Source organism: Algoriphagus sp., from assembly GCF_013373065.1.
Classification (GTDB): Bacteria; Bacteroidota; Bacteroidia; order Cytophagales; family Cyclobacteriaceae; genus Algoriphagus.
On record NZ_JABXIN010000011.1, the window covers coordinates 243,698 to 262,649 of the forward strand.

Annotated in this window: 13 protein-coding genes; 4 read left to right on the forward strand and 9 right to left on the reverse strand. The window is 39.3% G+C overall.

What is annotated here, in order from left to right:
- The first annotated feature begins 78 nt into the window (after positions 1-78).
- Positions 79-1,227: a cysteine desulfurase family protein gene (locus HWE15_RS07960; protein ID WP_290506989.1), complete on the forward strand. Its 1,149-nt coding sequence runs from the start codon at positions 79-81 to the stop codon at positions 1,225-1,227.
- Here the strand turns inward: HWE15_RS07960 and HWE15_RS07965 are convergent.
- Genes HWE15_RS07965 through HWE15_RS07975 form a run of 3 tightly spaced genes read right to left on the reverse strand, consistent with a single transcriptional unit; the run spans position 1,224 to position 4,198 of the window.
- Complete coding sequence (locus HWE15_RS07965) at positions 1,224-1,817, reverse strand: nucleotidyltransferase family protein (protein ID WP_290506990.1); 594 nt, start codon at positions 1,815-1,817, stop codon at positions 1,224-1,226. The genes HWE15_RS07960 and HWE15_RS07965 overlap by 4 nt on opposite strands.
- A complete protein-coding gene (locus tag HWE15_RS07970; RefSeq protein WP_290506991.1) occupies positions 1,814-2,932 on the reverse strand; it encodes an XdhC family protein in 1,119 nt (372 codons plus the stop codon). Before HWE15_RS07970 ends, HWE15_RS07965 begins: the two co-directional genes overlap by 4 nt.
- 6 nt (positions 2,933-2,938) lie before the next feature.
- Positions 2,939-4,198 carry a sterol desaturase family protein gene (locus tag HWE15_RS07975; protein WP_290506992.1) on the reverse strand — a complete coding sequence of 420 codons (1,260 nt, stop codon included), beginning with the start codon at positions 4,196-4,198 and terminating at the stop codon, positions 2,939-2,941.
- 156 nt (positions 4,199-4,354) lie between these two features.
- Between HWE15_RS07975 and HWE15_RS07980 the strand changes: the two genes are divergently transcribed.
- The 3 genes from HWE15_RS07980 to HWE15_RS07990 all read left to right on the forward strand — a co-directional run bounded on the left by HWE15_RS07980 (position 4,355) and on the right by HWE15_RS07990 (position 7,509).
- Positions 4,355-5,872 carry a M20/M25/M40 family metallo-hydrolase gene (locus HWE15_RS07980; RefSeq protein WP_290506993.1) on the forward strand — a complete coding sequence of 506 codons (1,518 nt, stop codon included), beginning with the start codon at positions 4,355-4,357 and terminating at the stop codon, positions 5,870-5,872.
- 268 nt (positions 5,873-6,140) lie between these two features.
- On the forward strand, positions 6,141-7,019 hold the full coding sequence (locus tag HWE15_RS07985) for a DUF819 family protein (RefSeq protein ID WP_290506994.1): 879 nt from the start codon (positions 6,141-6,143) through the stop codon (positions 7,017-7,019).
- A gap of 10 nt (positions 7,020-7,029) precedes the next feature.
- Positions 7,030-7,509, forward strand: a complete 480-nt coding sequence (locus tag HWE15_RS07990) for a hypothetical protein (RefSeq protein WP_290506995.1) — start codon at positions 7,030-7,032, stop codon at positions 7,507-7,509.
- A gap of 124 nt (positions 7,510-7,633) precedes the next feature.
- On the opposite strand, the gene HWE15_RS07995 is transcribed toward HWE15_RS07990, so the two are convergent.
- The 6 genes from HWE15_RS07995 to HWE15_RS08020 all read right to left on the reverse strand — a co-directional run bounded on the left by HWE15_RS07995 (position 7,634) and on the right by HWE15_RS08020 (position 18,891).
- Entirely contained in the window at positions 7,634-8,518 is an 885-nt protein-coding gene (locus HWE15_RS07995) for a glycosyl hydrolase family 17 protein (RefSeq protein WP_290506996.1), read from the reverse strand.
- A 5-nt stretch (positions 8,519-8,523) separates the two neighbouring features.
- On the reverse strand, positions 8,524-10,869 hold the full coding sequence (locus tag HWE15_RS08000; RefSeq protein ID WP_290506997.1) for an MFS transporter: 2,346 nt from the start codon (positions 10,867-10,869) through the stop codon (positions 8,524-8,526).
- A 55-nt stretch (positions 10,870-10,924) separates the two neighbouring features.
- Positions 10,925-12,199, reverse strand: a complete 1,275-nt coding sequence (locus HWE15_RS08005) for a glycosyl hydrolase family 17 (protein ID WP_290506998.1) — start codon at positions 12,197-12,199, stop codon at positions 10,925-10,927.
- Positions 12,200-12,206: 7 nt separating this feature from the next.
- Entirely contained in the window at positions 12,207-13,979 is a 1,773-nt protein-coding gene (locus HWE15_RS08010; protein ID WP_290506999.1) for a glycoside hydrolase family 3 N-terminal domain-containing protein, read from the reverse strand.
- Positions 13,980-13,996: 17 nt separating this feature from the next.
- Positions 13,997-17,335: a hypothetical protein gene (locus tag HWE15_RS08015; protein ID WP_290507000.1), complete on the reverse strand. Its 3,339-nt coding sequence runs from the start codon at positions 17,333-17,335 to the stop codon at positions 13,997-13,999.
- Positions 17,336-17,586: 251 nt separating this feature from the next.
- Positions 17,587-18,891: a glycoside hydrolase family 2 TIM barrel-domain containing protein gene (locus HWE15_RS08020; RefSeq protein WP_290507001.1), complete on the reverse strand. Its 1,305-nt coding sequence runs from the start codon at positions 18,889-18,891 to the stop codon at positions 17,587-17,589.
- Between the last annotated feature and the right edge of the window lie 61 nt (positions 18,892-18,952).

Consider the following 18,952-nt stretch of genomic DNA (forward strand, 5'->3'; position numbering starts at 1 on the left):
TGCCTTCTCTACAGAGTAGTGTTTGGGTCAGCTTAAAAAAGTATTTAAACTTGAAGGAAAAAAAGCAGTTTTATTAGCATGAACTATCCGATCTACCTGGATTACAACGCAACTACTCCTTGTGCCCGCGAAGTAATCGAAGAGATGCTCCCATTCTTTGGAACACACTTTGGAAACGCAGCCAGTAAGAGCCATCCTTATGGTTGGATTGCGGAGAATGCAGTGGAAACAGCCAGAGAACAGATAGCAAATTTAATTGGGGCCAGGCCAAAGGAAATCATTTTTACCTCCGGGGCTACCGAATCAATCAACCTAGCGATTAAAGGAACATTTGAGGCCTATGGAAATGTCAAACAGCATTTCATTACGGCACAATCGGAGCATAAGGCTGTATTAGATACATTTTTAGAATTAGAAAAAAAGGGTGCTGAAGTCACCTATTTGCCTGTGGATTCTGAGGGAAAAATATGTTTGGACTCTTTAGAAAATGCTATCCTTCCTCATACAAAAATGATTTGTTTGATGTGGGCGAATAATGAAACAGGTGTTATTCATCCTATACAGGAAATTGCTGAAATTGCTGAAAAACATGATATTATCTTTTTTACAGATGCTGTTCAGGCAACTGGCAAAATACCTGTCTCCACAAAAGGAATCCACCTGATAGCCTTATCTTCCCATAAGTTTTATGGTCCCAAAGGAGTAGGAGTGTTGTATGTAAGACATAATCATGATTTGCCCAAGCCCTTGGCTCAAATACATGGAGGTGGGCATGAAAAGAGTTTTAGAAGTGGGACTTTAAACGTTCCGGGTATTGTGGGATTAGGAAAAGCTGCTGAGATCCAAAACTCCTCGCTTGAGCAAGAGGGTCTAAGGCTGGAAAAACTGAGAAATCAATTGGAAATGGGGCTTTTACAGATCCCAAACACAAAATTGAATGGAAGTCAAACCTCGCGATTACCGCATGTGACCAATATTTCTTTTGATGGAGTAGAAGGAGAGGAGTTACTTAAAAAAATCAATCAAAAGGTAGCTGTAAGTTCAGGCTCAGCGTGTACATCCATATCACCCAAACCAAGTCATGTGTTAAAAGCCATGGGATTAAACCCGGATTTGGGTAGGGCTTCTATAAGGTTCAGTATTGGTAAATATACAACCGAGAAAGACATTGAGTTTACAATTTCCTGGGTTTCGGAAGTCGTAGAGAAGCTTAGAAAATCATCTTAACCGTTCAACTTTGAGAGATCTTCTTCGGTATCCAAATCAAGCGCACCCAAAGGAAAATCAACAATTTGGACATCATCTAGATATTCTAAAATCAGTTTTTTAGCAGGGACCTTTTTATCCAAGCCCAACAAGTCTTCAAAATATTTTTCATCGAATATTGCTGGAACACCTAATGTGTCCGAATAACGACAAGCAATAATACCTTTTCCCGACTTCTCTTTTTCTTTGATCAATGAATCAAGCAAGTCTGTGTCAACCTTGAATTGATCACAGGTCATAATTAAAATCTGATTTGGAGAAACTACTTTATCCTCCGAAACCATGTACCAAGCAAGACCAGCCTGCATGCTAGAGGTCATTCCATCTTCCCAACTTTCATTCTCTACAAAATAAACTCCATCGGACTGTATCCCTTTTTTGATCAAATTAGGTTGCCAACCCAAAACCACAAGGACAGAATCTGCTTCACTTTTGGATGCAACATCAATAGATCGCTGAATAAGCGTTTTTCCTTGATATTCAACCAGCTGTTTGGGACTTCCCAAGCGGGATGAAGAACCTGCTGCCAAAAGAATTATTCCTGTATTCATGCGCCTTTCTCATGAATCGGCCCTTGCTTATCCCGAAGAAAAATGGGTTGCTTTTTATTTAAGACTGCTTTGATCTCAGCAAAAATAGATAGCGCTATTTCTTCAGAAGTTTCCGCCCCAATCTCCAAACCAATAGGGGCGTAAATGTTTTCCTGATTTACTTGAATCCCTTTACTTTCCAAGCGCTCAATCAATTTTTCGGTTTTTCTCTTTGGGCCTAAAACTCCAATGTAAGGAATCATTGCCTCCTGAAGTTTTTCCAAAACAATTGCCTCATATTCAAAATTATGAGTCATTAAAAGTGCTACCGTATGTAAATCAGTTTGGATCTTTTCTACTACTTCCTCAGCAGGCCCAACCCAAATTTCCTGACTCTTTGGGAAGCGACCCGGAGTCGCTAAATTTTTTCTTCCATCGATGAGAATCAGTTCAAACCCTAACAAATCTGCCATCTGAGCAACCGGAATAGTATCGTTTCCCGCTCCAAATAATAAAACCCGTACAGCAGGCTTTATTACTTCAAAGAAAACAGATAATTCTCCAAACTCAGGATAGGTTCTAATTTCATTTTGGGCTTGATCAAATGATTGAATTTCATGCTTGAGATGAAGCCAAACTTGGGGATTCAAGCTTTCTACCTTTCCAAATTCGTGGATTCCTTTTTTTAGAAAGATAGTTCCAATTTGAGCTGAACGTGAATTTGGAATAGAAAATATTGTTAATAACAAGCCCAGATTCCTGTCTTTCAAGGCTTCTTGAATCAAGGCTATGGGATTTTTAGGATCGTTAAAATCAATAGGTTCAATCAATACATGGATAATCCCATTACAGCCCAAGCCAATTCCAAATTTTTGATCGTCCTCATCCGTCGTGTCATAGGTTACCAGCATGGATTGTTGCTGAAAAATAACGGACTGAGCTTTCCGTAAAGCATCACCTTCCAAACAGCCACCACTAATTGCCCCAGTCAATTGCCCTTCCATATCCACTAGCATCCGAGCACCGGGTCTTCGATAAGCAGAACCAATTACTTGAACGACGGTTGCTAAAGCAACTTGCCTGTCAGCTTCTTTTGCCTGTTCGTATGCCTTAACAATTTGTTTCAGTTCCTTCATCCTAGATTAGTTAGCAAGTTGTACTTGATCTTTTCGAAATGAGAACCAAATGGCTAAAATGACTGATACCGCCAGGTAAATGATGAGTGCTTGGAGTGCTCCCGGGAATGTGGCATTCAATCCAAACCAATCTCCTCTAATAAAAATGAAGTAAAATGCATAAGCCGCTTTCAATAATTCCCAAGCCCAAGCATTCGGGTTCCGGTCCATTAATTCTGTGTAGGCGTAAATCGTTAAGAAAACAAATCCTCCGTAAAAGAAGATGTCCGGAGCACCAATAGTGGCAATGTTTCCAAACAAATAACTGATTAACAACAAGAGAACAATCATCTGTCCAAAACTCCAAATCAGCATTCCTTTCGTCAAGTAGGGATTATACTTTTCGAAATGATAGACATCCTTAATTTTATTTACCGGGTATTTAGCTGCTACATCTGCAGGTCGCCAACCTAAAGGCATAAACCAGATTTTGAACTTATCAGACCATTTTTTTGCTCGCCAAGCATCTTTAATAAGTAGCCACAGGTGCATAAAATTGATCTTTATGGGATTCCAGGTTTGAACCGGTCTCGTGACTCCATACACCGCAGGAATATCATCCTGTTCTTCCTGATAAGTCCCAAACCATTTATCCCAAAAAATAAAAATCTGTCCGTAATTCTTATCCAAATATTCTGGGTTGATTGCGTGATGAACTCGGTGATGGGAGGGGGTTACAATGATTTTTTCTAGAAATCCCATTTTCCCGATATGACGCGTATGGTACCAAAACTGGGCAAACAAGTGCAAAGGTGCCACTATAGCAATTACTTGAGGAGGTACACCGAACAGGGCGGCAGGAATTAAGAAAACGGCAAAAATCTTTACTATGGAAGAAATACTTTGTCGCAGTGCACAAGCTAAATTAAACTCCTCACTGCTGTGATGAATAATGTGATTGTTCCAAAAGATATTGTATTCATGAGCAATTCGGTGTGTCCAGTAACCTGCGAAATCTAAAGCAAGAAAGGCAATCACATAGATCAACCATGATGTTTTAATTTCAAATAGGGCGAAATGAGTATATAACCATTCATAGGAAATCACTACAATGCTTAAACCCAATACATCTTTGGTAACATTGGTTATTCCAGAGCTAAGGCTCGAAATCATATCATTGACAGGAACGGTATCGTTTCCCTTCCACAATCCCCAAAACTTTTCGAACAATACCAACGCAAAAAAAGCCGGCATCGCAATGAGGAGTATCTTTCCGTAAGTTTCCATTTTGAGCTTATTTCTCGTTAAACTTAACCAATTAGAAAAGTTCCGTCAATAAAAATTGTTTGGCTTGTCTTACAAATTGATCTAAAACAATTTTCAAGGAGGTGCACTACTCATCATGAGCATAGAATTCCTATATTCCATGAAGTATTGTGCCTCATGAAAAAAACAATCCTTTTAGGAATTCTTACATCAACTATTTTCTTTCAAGCCTTTGCGCAGCTAGAAAAGGAACAAATCCAAAAACTAGCCGAAGAGGAATTGCTTCATTCTTTGGAACGCTTTTCTGAACTTTTAAAAATCCCAAACAATGGAAGAATACCGGAACAGATTCAAGCAAACCTTGAATGGACAAAAGCCTACTTTGAAGAATTGGGGTATACCACTCAAACCTTAAGTGCAAATGGGGTTCCCCATCTTTTTGCTTCACGGGAACAAAACCCCAATAAAAAGACTATTCTGGTTTACATGCAGCTTGATGGACAACCAGTTGATTCTACAGCTTGGTTACAGGAAAGCCCTTATTTACTGGTCCTCAAGCATGAAGTTGATCAGCAATGGGAAGAAATCCCTTGGCAAAGTTTGTATCATGGGATTGATGTGGATTGGAAGCTTTTTGCGCGATCCGCTTCGGATTCTAAGGGACCTGCTATGGCATTTTTCACAGCCTTGGAAATCTTAAAAAAGGAAGGAATTAAACCAGCTGTGAATTTAAAATTCATCCTTGATTTTCAAGAGGAATTATCTTCCCCTCAATTAGCAGGAATTGTCCAAAAGAATAAAGGGCTATTTGCTGCTGATGGTATCTTAATCATGGATGGAACCCGACATGTATCCAATCTTCCGAATTTGGCTTTTGGGGCCCGTGGGATTGCAACGGTTACCTTAAAGATATTTGGTGCTGACAGAGACCTTCATAGTGGTCAATATGGAAATTTTGCACCAAATCCCGTTTTTGCAGCTTCTAGATTGATTTCTTCTTTGAAAGACAGTAGTGGTAAAGTACTTATTCCTGGTTTTTATGAGGGGGTTGAATTAACTGAAAAAGACTTTGAGGCAATGGCTCAGGTTCCCGAGTCCAACGAGGAAATTTTAGCTGACTTGGGATTGGCAGAATCTGATCAAGTAGGAAAATCATATCAAGAGGCGATGCAATATCCATCTCTGAACATTCGGGGAATTCGCGCCGCCTGGGTGGGAGAAGAAGTTCGGACCATTATTCCCTCTGAAGTGATCGTTGAAATTGATATGCGAACCGTTCAGGAAACACCCGGAGAAAGACAAGTGGGCTTGCTGAGAAAGTATATCGAAAATCAAGGTTTTTATATTATTTCTGGTGATGAACCAAGCAAAGAAGAACGCTCAACATACAGCGAGTTGGTTTCATTTTCTTCACGTGTAGGTTCCCAGCCTTTTCGTGCTGCTATGGATTCAGATTTTGGCAAATGGCTTGAAAAAGGAATGCAAAAGGTTTTTGGAGACAAGTATATCAAAACCCGGCAAACTGGAGGATCTCAACCCATGGCCCCTTTTATCAATATTTTGGGAGTGCCAGCTGTGTCCGTACGAATCCCCAATCCTGATAACAGCATTCATGCGCCAAACGAGAATATTCGAATTGGAAATTATTTGGAAGGAATAGAGACTGTTTTAGGCATCATTACCGAAGACTTCTAATATGGATACAGCTAATTCTATAGCTTTTGTATTGGTTTTAGTGACGGTTTTTTTTGTGTTAAAAATCAGCACATTAAAGCATCCAATTATTAAGGGTGTATTAAATTGGTTCCCCGCTATTTTATTCGCTTATGTAATCCCAGCAGCCTTCACACATATTTTTCGGTGGGACTTATCACAGGTCAACTTACATGACTGGAGTAGGAATATCATCATTCCGATCACCTTGCTTGCCGTCATGTCATCCCTTCCTTTGAAACAATGAATAATGGTGGGATGGCGACCCTTAGTCTTATTCATTGGTGGAAGCTTTTTCATAGCCGTTCTTCCAGTAATTTTAGTAGGGATAGTTAGTTCCTTTTCGCTGCAATCGAATACCTTGTTTATAGCCGATGGTTATTGGAAGGGATTAGTTCCGATTGTAGGTGGTTGGATAGGTGGAAGTACTTCTCAATTGATTTTAAAAGAACTGGCTGAAACTCCGGAAAACCTTTTTTTATCGGTATTGGTCTTGGATAATATTTTGGTGAATATTTGGACCATCCTCATGTTTCAGTTTATCAAAAAAGGAGAGGAGCTCAGTTTAATTTTTAGAATAAAGGACCAATTATCTGATCAACTTCAATCCAAGACTGAAGAGCAATCAGGAAAAAAGATTCGTCCGATCGTAATTGTTTTATGTTTTTTGGCAATTGATTTCTTGATGGCGATAGGACAGTTTTCTTTTTTAAGCACAGTAGTAATTTTGTCCATCGCAGGCCTTTTATTAGGTAATTTGATACCAATTTGGAATACACAATTTTCGCTAAAACTGGGGGGAATCGGAATTATTTTGGTCATGGCAATTTTAGGATTAAAACTGGATTTCAGCAATTTGACCTTGCCTTGGGCCTTTGTAGGTGTTGTATTGATTTGGTTAATCCTTCACTTTATAGGGATGATTCTCGTATCCAAAATCCTCAATCTCAATTTAATTTGGGTTCCTATTGCATCCATGGCTAATTTGGGAGGTATTTCCACAGCTCCTGCTGTAACTGCAGCCTATCGAAAAGATTTAATGCCTCACGCAGTCTTGCTGGCGATTTTGAGTATGGTTACCGGGACAGGCTGGGGGATGCTGACCATCTTTTTATTTCAATTAATTTGAAAAAACCTTAATGCAGTTTCCAAGCTTAGCACAAATAAAAAAGGAGTTAACGCTCTTGAATGAAAAGGAATTGGTTGATCTGATCACAGACTTGAGCAAATTCTCAAGAGACAATAAAGCATACTTATTTTTTAAACTTCAGGAAAAAGAAAACCCTCATCTTTTTGTGGAAATGGCTACAGAAGATTTGGAATTAGAATTTCAGAAAGCAAGGCCTCAACATAGTTATTATGCAAAAAAATCAGCCCAAGTCATTCGAAGAAAAATGAATAAACTGCTCAAACTCAGTAAGCGGAAAGAAGATCAGGTGGAAGTCATTTTATTTTTTTGCGAGCGGCTAAAAGCATATGGATATCTCAAACACCGCCATCCTGTTATTCAAAACCTTTTTGAAATCCAGATTCGAAAGGCAGAAAAATTGATTGCCGGACTTCATGAGGATTTGCAATATGATTATGAAATTAAGCTGGAAGAATTGGGATTAAAGTAACCTTAACCATAAAAAAATCCAGAAACCTAATTCCTTTCACTGCTGAAATGAATGATTAGGCTTCCGGATTTTAAAATTGAGTAGGTGAATTTTCTTATTCTTCCCCTCAATAAAAGTTTGAATTTCAATATTTCAACTTCTCATCCTTTTCCCAAATTCCCCAATAAGCTCCCACGTCACCTTCTGCACCGACTTTCCAAGACTCATCAAAAGAGGAAAAATAAAAGACAGGGATATCATCCAGTTTAGACCAGGTTTGGATATTGATAAAGTATTTCATGAAGTTCTCATCTGAAGGGACGGCTCCATAAAGTGGTGTTCCTTGACTTGGCCAACCTGTTTCTGTGATGATGACCTTTTTACCGTTTCCGGCTTTTACCGCACGATTGTACATATCCTTGATGTACAACAAAGAATAATCTAAGGCACAACCCTCCCAATAAGGATAACAATTAGCGAGAATCACATCGCAAGCCTCTGTAATTCGAGGTCGATGCTCAAACTCATAATATGCATCCACGTAGCCAACCACAGTTTTAGGAAGCGCTTGCTTTACTCTTTGAATAAACTCCAAAAGCTGCTCTTCCGTGAGGTCTTTTCGATACATAACCTCATTGCCGACTGCAGCGATGTCTACATACCCTTCATTAGCCAAACGGATAAGCCCCTCAACTTCTTCCTGATTGATTTGGTCATCTTTTCCTAACCAAGCACCAACCAAAGTTTTCATTCCCATTTCCTTCGCAATCATGGGAATCAACTCATTTCCTTCGGTACAGGAAAAAGAACGGACCCACTTGGTATAAGGACGAATGATTTCTAGTCTTCGTCGTACTTGTTCTTCGGAAAGGGTATCTCCAGGTTGCTGCCCTTCAACATAGGGGCTAAAGCATAGGCCATGCATGCCCTCTTGAAGCAGCGCTTGATATAAATCGGTTAATTCTTCTTTGGAAATTCCTTGCAGGTTTCTTCCCGCAAGAGCTAAAATTTTGTCAGGATTAAATGACATAGTGATCAGTATTTTAAGATTTCTTTTTTATTCCAAATTCCCCAGCTTTGACCCACTTCTCCTTCATGGTGCACTTTCCAAGGTTCATCAAATGATGAAAAAGTGAATAAAGCTATTTTTTCATTTTGCGACCATTCATTGGATGCAATAAGGTACTTCATTGAATTTTCGGGTGAAGGTATTGCGGCTTGCATTTTTTCTCCTGAATCCGGCCAACCTGTTTCAGTGATAATAACCTCTTTGCCGGCAGCTGACTTTTTAATTGTTTCGTACATTTTTTGTAGATACACAGGCGCCTGATCGATATTACATCCTTCCCAGAATGGATAACAGTTGGCAAGTACTAAATCACAGTTTGCAACTATTTCCGGTTGTTGTGAGAGCAGGAAGTATGTGTCCACATAGCTTACTGGAACATTTGGTAAAGCCTGCTTCACTTCTTTTAAATAGTCGAGAACTTCATTCTTTGTGAGTTCATTACGGAGTAATACCTCATTACCCACCACGGCAATATCAACCAATCCATCCTTGGCAAGACTTATGAGTTGTGCTATTTCAGCCTCATTTTTAGCTTTATCGGTACCTAACCAAGCACCCACCATGGTTTTTAAGCCTTTTTCACGAGCAATTTTTGGAATCAGTTCGTTTCCATCTGTACATGAAAAAGAGCGTACCCATCGAGTATGTGGAGCAATGATTTCCATCCTTCGTTTGATCTGTTCCTCAGACAGGGTATCTCCAATGTTTTGCCCTTCGAGATAAGGGCTAAAACATAAGCCATGAAATCCGTCTTGGAGAATTTGGGAAAACATAGCTTTTATTTCAGAGGTCGATTTGTTTGCAAATTTGTTTTGAAGTTTTGCAATTGCGGGTTCATCCTCCTGAGTTAAAGAAATTGGGTTTTCAACTTGATAGGGGGTATAAGGAGTTTCAATCGTATTCTTCTTTTCTTTACGCTTTTTAAGCTCTTCTCGGATTTGATTTGCTCTATCTTCATCAACATCATAGTCATGCATGAGATACATTGCCGCTATGGTTCCTAACATAGGCAGCCCTGAAAAGAACATTCTCAAACCGTCAATTGCCCCTTCCGGCTGCACGGCTGCATTCCCATCAAAACCTACGACAGTCAAAATCACACCACTCAATCCTCCTGCGATAGCAAATCCAAACTTCACCATGTACCAATAAATGGCTCCAAATACACCTTCTCTCCGAACCCCGTAATTCAATTCATCCAGATCAATCACGTCTGCTGTCATAGACATCATCAGGACAAAAAGGCTACCGATCCCAAATGAGTGAAATGGAAGTGAAAATATGAACATCCAAGGTTTACCCGGTACAAATAAGAACCATAGAGAAGTATAACCAATTAATGCGATGCCTTGTGAAACCATAAAGGCGTTTTTCTTTCCAATTTTTCGGGACATCCATGCCACGATTGGAATCACAATAAAGGTGGTTACCAAGGCACCAACACTCCCAAAAATAGGTGTCCAATAACCAGCTGCACCAGCATCGCCGCTAAACAAATACCATACAACGATGAAAAAGACGAAGCCTGCTACGGTATTAAAAGCATTGAAAATAAAGAATGTGGAAATACACAGTTTTCGAAAAGGTCTTGATGAGAATGCCTCTTTGAAACCTCTTAGTATTTGGGAAAGACTATCCCCAATGGCATTAAACGTAAGCGGGGAGAAGTTTTCATTTTTTGTGGATTTGCTGGGAATAAAAATAGCAGGGACCATCGCACAAAGTGAAAAAATGACTGCTACCCAAACTGCCAACTCACGGGTAGCTGCTTCTGGACTGGAAAACCAACTTGGTTCGTACATGATTACCCAAAACCAAGGAGCGATTACCCAAGCCCATTGACCAATCCACTGAGCAATAGCCATAATTTGAGTGCGCTCATGGAAATCCTCACTCATCTCATAGCCCATTGCCACGTAGGGCACACTAAAAATGGTTAACCCAATGTAAAAGGCAAAGGAGCCCAAAAGAAAATAGATGAAATTATAATTTACACTGTTATCTCCATAAAGCTGCCACATCACTGAAAAAGCGAGCCCCATGACAATGGCGCCGAGAAACACATATTGTCTCCGCCTTCCCCATACCGATTTGGTGTTATCTGAAATGAAGCCCATAATGGGGTCAGTCACAGCATCAAGGACTCGGGGAAGAAAGTAGACGATGCCCCACATCCATCCAGGGAATCCCAAGTTTTGGACCAAAACCACCATAAATATCCCTAGCGAAGCAGGGAACATTTGGTTGGCTAACATCCCCACACCAAAAGCTATTTTCTGGCCCATCGGGACTGTTTTCGCGGCAGTTGACATTTTATTAAGGGTTAAGTGGTTAATTGATTAGATATAATTTTTATAAGCTTAAAATTTATTTTGCCGGTGGCGCCATTACATCTTTTAAAAGCGCTTCCTTATCTCCATTGTAAGTTTTCACAATTGGATTTCCGTCTCGGGTCATATTTTCAAAAATTCCTTGATCAACCAAATCCCACATCACAAACTTGGCTTGACCTGTTTCTGTGAATAACCCAAAATGATTTTCAGAACCAATCGGATTTCCAGCATCTTTCCAAGGTTCATTGAACCCTTCAAAAAAGAAACAAGAAATACCTGCTTCATTTGTCCATTCCCGCATCAGCTGGTAATAGCGCGCTTGCTTATATTCATCAGTCGCGTGCGAACCATCAGGCCCGTATAAGCCATCTGAAATTGTGGCCCAGCCTGTTTCTCCGATATGAACAGGTTTATCGACTCCTAGGCTTTTCATATAATTGGTGACAGAATCATATTGAGCTTTTGCAAAATCAAGCGAACGAAACATCGCTGCATCAACTTTTTCAATTTCTGACAGTTTGGATTCTTCAAGAGGAACCCTCCAAAAATCCGGGTTATAATGGGTATTGTGGTATGGATAGGTATGCATTGATATATAATCCACTGCCTTTACTAATTCAGCAAGATCTTCAGTATGGTACATAGGATCTCCACCTCCCCATGAAGAAAAATCATCTGAGCTAGTAATCCAAAGATCTTTTGGAAGGTCTCCCTTGGCCTTCAAATCTTGCAGGTAGTTAACCCATTTTAAAATAACAGATGGTTGGACATAATAACTTGTAGCCCATTTTACCATCGCTTCATTGCCCACTGCTAGGACTTTTACAATATCAGGGTATTGGTTTGCCAGAGCCACAGCTCGATTGATTTCTCCTTCATTTTGCTCACTTTCTACGTCATGATCCGGTTCTTGGTCCGTCCAAGCATTTTTACAATCAATCCATGCTCCTAACATTACATACATTTCAAAATCAGGATTCTCACTTTTCATCTCACTAATAGCTTTCAGTAGATTGGAAGCATGTGCATACTGAACATTGTAAGTCCGGAGTATTTTAATTCCCATGGTAGATAGTATTCGCATATCTTCCTTGAGCTGATCTATGCTTGGTTGAATATCCCTGGATTTTGCCCGGTATCCTTCATATGAAATCGCCTGATAAGCTGGGTTTCCTAGAATTTCTTTTGCAGTCACTATTTTTTGATTTGTTGAGTTAATGGTTTCTTTTTCTGTTGTTTTGTTACCGCATGAAAAAGCCGCTAATAAAGCCATTCCTATGCATACTGATTTCATGTTCGTCAAATTCATGACAATGTTATTTTAAGTTTATCCTAATTAATGTGCTTTTGCTTTTTTGATAATTTAGCCCATAACCAATTGGAAATAGGGGTTGAATAGAATCATCCCAAAAATTAGGACCATATTTTCCTTGAAAATCCTCTATTGATTTCGGCCAAGAATGAGGAAGCTTTCCTTTAAAGTCAAAAAGACCAAATAGCATCTCAGCAACTCCATCTCCTTCGGAACCTGGCAACCAAGCTGCTACAAAAGCATCACTCTGTTCGATTTGATTGGTTACTACCAAAGGCCTTCCGGAAATAAGGACAACCACCGTTTTAATTCCCTTTTCTGTGTAGGCATTTATATATTGTTGATGAGTTTCGGAAAGAGTCAACTGAAACAAGTTCATTTCACCTCCTATATCCCCAAAAAATTCCGCATAGGGTTCCTCTCCAACCACAATGATTGCCACATCCACATCTTCTACTTCTGCTTGGCCATCAGGATCAAATTTCACTTCATGGTTTGAAAACTTCCTTATGCCTTCCAAAATGGTTGTTGCACCTTGGTAATTTTCTTTAGTTCCTTGCCAGTTTACCGTCCAACCACCGGATTGCAGTCCAGAGCTATCCGCAAAAGGTCCTACAACTACAATTTTTGAATCCTTCTTCAAGGGCAAGGCCTGATTCTCATTTTTTAAGAGTACCAAAGATTCCCGAACGGCTTGTCTAGCGACGGAACGGTGCTCAGGTATGCCTATTTTGGCGATAAGGCTTTTGTCAGGAAAGGGATTTTCAAATAATCCAAAACGAAACTTCTGTTTTAAAATCCTTCTTACGGCATCATTGATTCGTTCCTCAGGAATGGTTCCTTCTAAAACACCAGTACGAACTCCTTCTTGAAAAGCATCCAAATCCCCATCCACAGCCATAACCATGTCAATCCCTGCATTGATAATATCATTTTGACCAAACCGGGAATAAGCTTTCCAATCTGAGACTACGATCCCATCAAACTCTAATCTCACTTTCAAAAGGTCTGTAATCATGGCTTTATGGGCATGCATAGGAATCCCATCTAGCGTATTAAAAGAAGTCATGATCGAGGCAACCCCAGCCTCAATAGCTGCCTGATAGGGTGGGAGAAGACGCTCCAAGACTTCTTCTTGACTTAAAGTCGTATTTCCTCCTTCTACCCCAGAATCTGTTGCCCCATCACCTATAAAATGTTTGGCAGTTGCCAATACACCAGGATTGCTCTGAGAACCTTGATGTCCCAAAACTGATGCTCGTGTTAGTTTTGCTGTCAAATCGGTATTCTCAGAAAAAGCCTCGTACACACGACCCCATTTTTCATTCATAGGAATGGCAACACAGGGTGAAAATACCCAATTGAATCCTGTAGCTTTGGACTCCTGGGCAGTAATCATTGCCGCTTTTTCCACCAATTCTGGATTTCCACTAGCGCCTAAACCAACATTATGGGGAAAAATGGTTGCACCTTCATAAGTATTTTGCCCATGTACTGCGTCTACACCAAAAAGTAGCGGAATTCGCAATCTCGTAGACAAAGCATGTTTTTGTAATTCTGAGAATTTCGCTTGCCATTCAGCCGCATCTTCACCAGGAAGGGGACCTTGCGTATGAATTACTGAACCAATAAACTTTGTCTTTATATCCTCCGGACTGATGTCGTCGAAATGCCTTACTTGACTCATTTGACCAATTTTTTCTTCAAGGGTCATTTGAGCAAGTAGCTTCTCAACCTTTTCATCCAGCTTTGAATTTGTATTTCTCTTATTTACCATCCGGAAAAAAGTCTTGCTTATCGTAAAATATTAGAGTTTAGATGAACAATCACATGGCTTATTTCTCCACTTCGATGGAATATTTTATCACTAGAAGCTTTATCTAAATTCAACCCGTCTTCATGCAGAGATTTAGAGCCATCCTTAAAAATAACTTCAAGGCTATTTTTTCCATCCTTATTATATATAACAGGAACTTGGCAATAGGTAAAGGCTAGTGAATTTTCAGGTAGTGGAATTTGATTCATATTCCCTTTGACATCAACGACTTTCATGGTTTGACTTTGAGTCAAAAACTCCTCTTTCTGCAATAAAAAAGGATTGAAAGAAAGTTGGCCATCTTTAATAGATACCCCAAACTCCCCAAATCGGCATAGAATGTCTTCTTTCACTTGACCTGTCATTCCAGGTTGCTGAGCACCTTTACCTGCAGGAGTATGAGAATAAGGATCAGTGGGGAAGGCTCCGTAAACTTCCGGTGATTTATGGACTCCAATTCCTTCATTGATGGCATAATAATGTTCAATCAGCTTATCCAGTATAGGTTGAGCAGTTTTATCTTCATAAGCTTTATAACAGCATTCTAGGACAGCTAACTGAAGCTTGGATACCATGTGCCAGTAAATAGAACCCAAGCCTTCGTATCCATAGAATGTTCCGGATCGTCCAGTAAAAGCTTTGTGGTTAAATACTTTTTCAAAAATTCGAAGGACTTCTTTTTTTTCAGACTCAGAGACGGTAACAGCATTTCTTTGCAAATTCTTTAAAGCAGCTTCCAAATCAGCAGCGTTTTTGAAGTTTCCGTTGAAATGGTAGTCTCCATTTACGTCCTGCTCCAAAATACTTTTATTTCCCTCCTTAATTAATCGCGTCAAAAGAGCCGAATTGGTCACATCGGCTTTCGGGATAATATTCTTTTCGAGGAATCCCGGCAAATCCTTGTTAGGGTAGAGGAGGTAGCTGTTTTGATCTTCTCTATATAAATCACTAGCTCTAAGACTATCCAACGTAGAAAGAGCTTCTTCAGAAGTCAAATATCCCGAACTCAACACGGCAACTTGTCCTTCCAACATTTCACTGAGGTAGGAAATAGAGACTTCATCTTCATTTTCTACCGTCATCAAATTGTATGCGTGGTACAAGTTATCGTCCCGTTTATTCGCTCGAATCGTATGTTCGAGATAGCGCTGACAAAGGCTGGAGAATTCAATCAGCTCTTGAATTCTTAGAGCTTTTCGCTGATTAGTAAAAGAGGATTTATAAATTTTTTCCCTGTAATTGCTACCAGCCTGACCTAAAGCATCTAATACCGACTTCCGATTTTTATCTGAGAATTGTCCAGAAAGTAAATGCTCATTGGATTCCAAGGCTGAATGAATTTCTTTAAAAAATTCAAACAATTCCTCTGATAGCTGAACATCTTTGACAGGGCTATTTTCAAGAGCTTCGATGAAGAAAGTCAAAAACCTTCTAAGGTAGTAAAGCGTCACCATGGAAACCCCATTTCCTACCAAAGCATTATTGGCATCATTCCATTCCGGTCGTTGCGTATTCATCCAAATACCACCTTCTGGGATGAAATTAGAAACTTTTGAAAGTATGGATGCAAGGATTTTCTCGATGAAATTGACATGATGGATTGCTCCACCTTGATTTTGAATCAAAGCCGCATCTGAACCCAACACTACCCATCTTTTTTGAATGGCATGGTCTAGCTGATGATCAAAATCAATGGTGTCTTTAGGATTCTGAAGAATGTCCTGGTAGGGTTTTATTTTGTAAGGAACATTTGCGTAGACGAAGATGTCTTCATTGAAATAACTGCCCAATTTACCCGGAGCATAGTTTTCAGAAAATTCTAAAAATTTCAAGAGGTAAATGATCTGATGATCCCCCCAATACCCAATGTAAGACCAAGGGTCATCGGCTTCAATTTTTTCCCAATCGATCCCGTTTTTTGTAATTCTGTATGGATTATAACCATCAAAGGTTGAGGCATTTAAGAACTTAAATATCATTCCTTCAATGAAGTCTGGATAGGAGAGGGCTAATGCTTCCCAGTTTTGAAAAATATCTCTCCAGTTTCCGGCATAATCCAAGATTTTGGAACCATCCAATTCATTTCGTGTATTTATAGAAAAATGATTCCAAGGTCTACTAGGGTCCCCATGACGCCGACTGAATTTGAGGGGTAAATATTCCAAACAAAGTCGCTTGAGATCCGGATCTTCTGAACTAGCAGCGAATTCCTTTAAATGGGAAACTGAGAATTCATCTGGTAAAGAATTCAATTCCTTTTCAAACTTGGCAAAAACCTCTTGATTCGCAATTGACAAATTGTTTTTAAGATCCTCCTTTTCTATTTGGTAATTATTGTCAAAAATCCCACCTCTCATGATGTTAAACATCGAATTGGCAAAATGGCGGGTATCTTTAAAGGAGTCTGCGGTCAACTGAATTCCATCCGCAGCAGCGTTAAGTTTCACCAGTTCTTGGGTACCCAATTTGATGTCATCTTTTACTTGTGCTAATAAGGTTTTATCCTGCTTGATTGCCTTCGACAAAGCTTGGATTTGAGAGGCATTTTGATTGACATCTGCGAGGATAATCCATTCCTTTGTTTGTCCTTGATCTAAGTTTAAATCAGCTTGAACGAAATAAGCACCTCTTTTAGCCTTAACATCTAATTCTTCTTGAATAGTAAGCCCCTTTCTGAAAGCATTTAATTGAGAAGAGGAGAGGAGTCGCTTGGAATTTTCCAAACCCAAAGACCAAACAATGCTCGCTTTTAGGGCCTCACTCGGCTCAGCTTTATCTACGATGATGGCACTCAAAGCGAAGATGCCGATTCCACTTTCTTTTTCCAGTTCATTTCGCTTGTAGGCGTCCACCAAATTGCTTCGCATGCCTTGAAGGGCACTTCCGACACCGTAAGGCATGATATTTTGAATTCCATCCAGGATCGAAATATCTATTTTGGATGAGGAGTTATTTATGATTTTGCTGGATTTTACAAAACCAAATCGATCACTCGTACTCCATTCATATTGGAATGTCAGGTTTAAGTCTAGATTTTCTTCCTCAAAAAGAATTCTATTCCCGTAGATGTTCTTGTATAAATTCCGTTGGAGTCGGTAGAGATTAGCATAATGAATTGAAAAAGGCTCCCAAATAAAAAGCTGCCCATCTTTCTGTACTCTTAGTATTGTTTTTGACCCTGTAGTTTCCGAAGATTCAAGAATCTTGTCATCTGTATAATAGGGGAATAAGGCATTTTCCGGATCTTTTCTCCCCGCACTCAGCCCCCCGTTACTTCCAATAAACAGCCAATGATTGAAAGGGCTGATGATACTCATAAAAAATGGGGGTATTTGATCACTATTAGAAATTTTCTGAAATAGTTCGGAATCTATTATCTTGATTTCAAGATTAACTTCTTGATTTTCAGCGTATTCACTAATGCTATTCTGCATATAATTATTTTTTTAGACTAAAATGAAGAGTTAATAATATACCCAGATTATCAACCGAAGAATAAAATCGGGTTAATTTCTTGGGAATATTGATGCGATAAAATTTCAATCTCCTTTTTCTCTATAGACTTCAATTACTGTTTTGCTTGAGCTTCTAAATTATTTGATTTTGCTTTTCTTTCTGAATCGTCTAAGTCTATCACAACAAAGTGGTTTTCGATTTTTTCAAGAGAGATTCCTGGTGAAAAGGGATTGATTTGATGTACTTCTTGCAATGCATAGTATGCCGCCCTTGGATATAGTTTGTAATGGCCTGTAGAAGAGGTTTCTCCTTTTGCAGTAATCCCAAACCACTCCTCATTCATATTATTTTCTCCCTTTTTATAATCAAAACTGTACCCTCCATTTGCCCAGGAGGCATCAGTGTTATGGATTTCCAAGTCTACAGTTTGACCAGTCTTCCACCATCCATCACTGAATTGAAAGGTAAATCCGCCTAATGAATTTCCTGATTTCCCTAAACCTGCGGCATTTTCATAGATTTCCTTCCAATTTTCCACCATATAAAAAGCCTGCGATTTTTGATCTTCGGTATTTTCAACAGCATTGAAGGCATCGGATCCAAACTCTGTGAATAGAATCGGTTTATTCAGCTCATTTTTTACCCGTTCGAAAGCATCGCCAAAAGAAGCTCCACGATACATATTTGTTCCAAAAATGTCTATGTCTTTACACTCTTCTTTTATTATATCTAAAAATAGTAGGTCGCCATTGCAAATTGCTATGGGAATGCTGGTATTTATATCTTTCATCGCTAGGGTTGCCTCATTGAATAATTTGTACATGGCAGTTGCCCTGATTATAGATTCTTTATTTTCTTCTGGAATATCCTCGGTTTCAGCACCTTCCCAAAATAATCCATAGTTGTTTTCATTTCCCAATAAATAGAGTAGGAGGCCAGGCGTATCACGGTATTCTTTAACCATTTGAGTCACTTCATCAAGGAGTAAGGTTTTTACTCTTGGATCAGAATAATCTGTAATCGCAACCCATTCCTCATCCAATGTTAGCCCATATCGACCAAAAGAATGGTTGAGCATGGTGTAAATACCATAATTTTCATAGATGTAAGTGATCCATTTTGCAGGAATTCCCGTGTAGATTCGGACGGAATTTACTCCCATATTTTGTAGGAGGGACATTTCATCATGAAGTGCTTCAATGATAAATTCATCGCTTTGTTCCCAAAGTTTATAGTCAAAATTCGTCCCGATTGGAAAATAATCCCAATTCATACCATTGATCATGAAATCTTTTCCATTGACTTGCAACTTCATTCCACTTTCGTTTTCAACAATAGTAACGAGCGTGTTTTGTGCTAGAACGTTGATGGTTGAAGAAATATAAAATGCAAGGGATAGTAAGCTGAAATACTTCATTGGGTTTTATTGAAAAAGAAATTGCTGGTTTAAAATCAGTGGTTCATCTCAAAACTTCGTG

Excerpts from the sequence above, each read along its gene's own strand:
- HWE15_RS07965 (WP_290506990.1), bottom strand. The coding sequence starts at position 1,817 with ATGAATACAGGAATAATTCTTTTGGCAGCAGGTTCTTCATCCCGCTTG.
- HWE15_RS08005 (WP_290506998.1), bottom strand. The coding sequence starts at position 12,199 with ATGAATTTGACGAACATGAAATCAGTATGCATAGGAATGGCTTTATTA.
- HWE15_RS07975 (WP_290506992.1), bottom strand. The coding sequence starts at position 4,198 with ATGGAAACTTACGGAAAGATACTCCTCATTGCGATGCCGGCTTTTTTT.
- HWE15_RS07980 (WP_290506993.1), top strand. The coding sequence starts at position 4,355 with ATGAAAAAAACAATCCTTTTAGGAATTCTTACATCAACTATTTTCTTT.
- HWE15_RS07970 (WP_290506991.1), bottom strand. The coding sequence starts at position 2,932 with ATGAAGGAACTGAAACAAATTGTTAAGGCATACGAACAGGCAAAAGAA.
- HWE15_RS08015 (WP_290507000.1), bottom strand. The coding sequence starts at position 17,335 with ATGAGTATCATCAGCCCTTTCAATCATTGGCTGTTTATTGGAAGTAAC.
- HWE15_RS07960 (WP_290506989.1), top strand. The coding sequence starts at position 79 with ATGAACTATCCGATCTACCTGGATTACAACGCAACTACTCCTTGTGCC.
- HWE15_RS08010 (WP_290506999.1), bottom strand. The coding sequence starts at position 13,979 with ATGGTAAATAAGAGAAATACAAATTCAAAGCTGGATGAAAAGGTTGAG.
- HWE15_RS07990 (WP_290506995.1), top strand. The coding sequence starts at position 7,030 with ATGCAGTTTCCAAGCTTAGCACAAATAAAAAAGGAGTTAACGCTCTTG.
- HWE15_RS08020 (WP_290507001.1), bottom strand. The coding sequence starts at position 18,891 with ATGAAGTATTTCAGCTTACTATCCCTTGCATTTTATATTTCTTCAACC.
- HWE15_RS07995 (WP_290506996.1), bottom strand. The coding sequence starts at position 8,518 with ATGTCATTTAATCCTGACAAAATTTTAGCTCTTGCGGGAAGAAACCTG.
- HWE15_RS08000 (WP_290506997.1), bottom strand. The coding sequence starts at position 10,869 with ATGTCAACTGCCGCGAAAACAGTCCCGATGGGCCAGAAAATAGCTTTT.
- HWE15_RS07985 (WP_290506994.1), top strand. The coding sequence starts at position 6,141 with ATGGTGGGATGGCGACCCTTAGTCTTATTCATTGGTGGAAGCTTTTTC.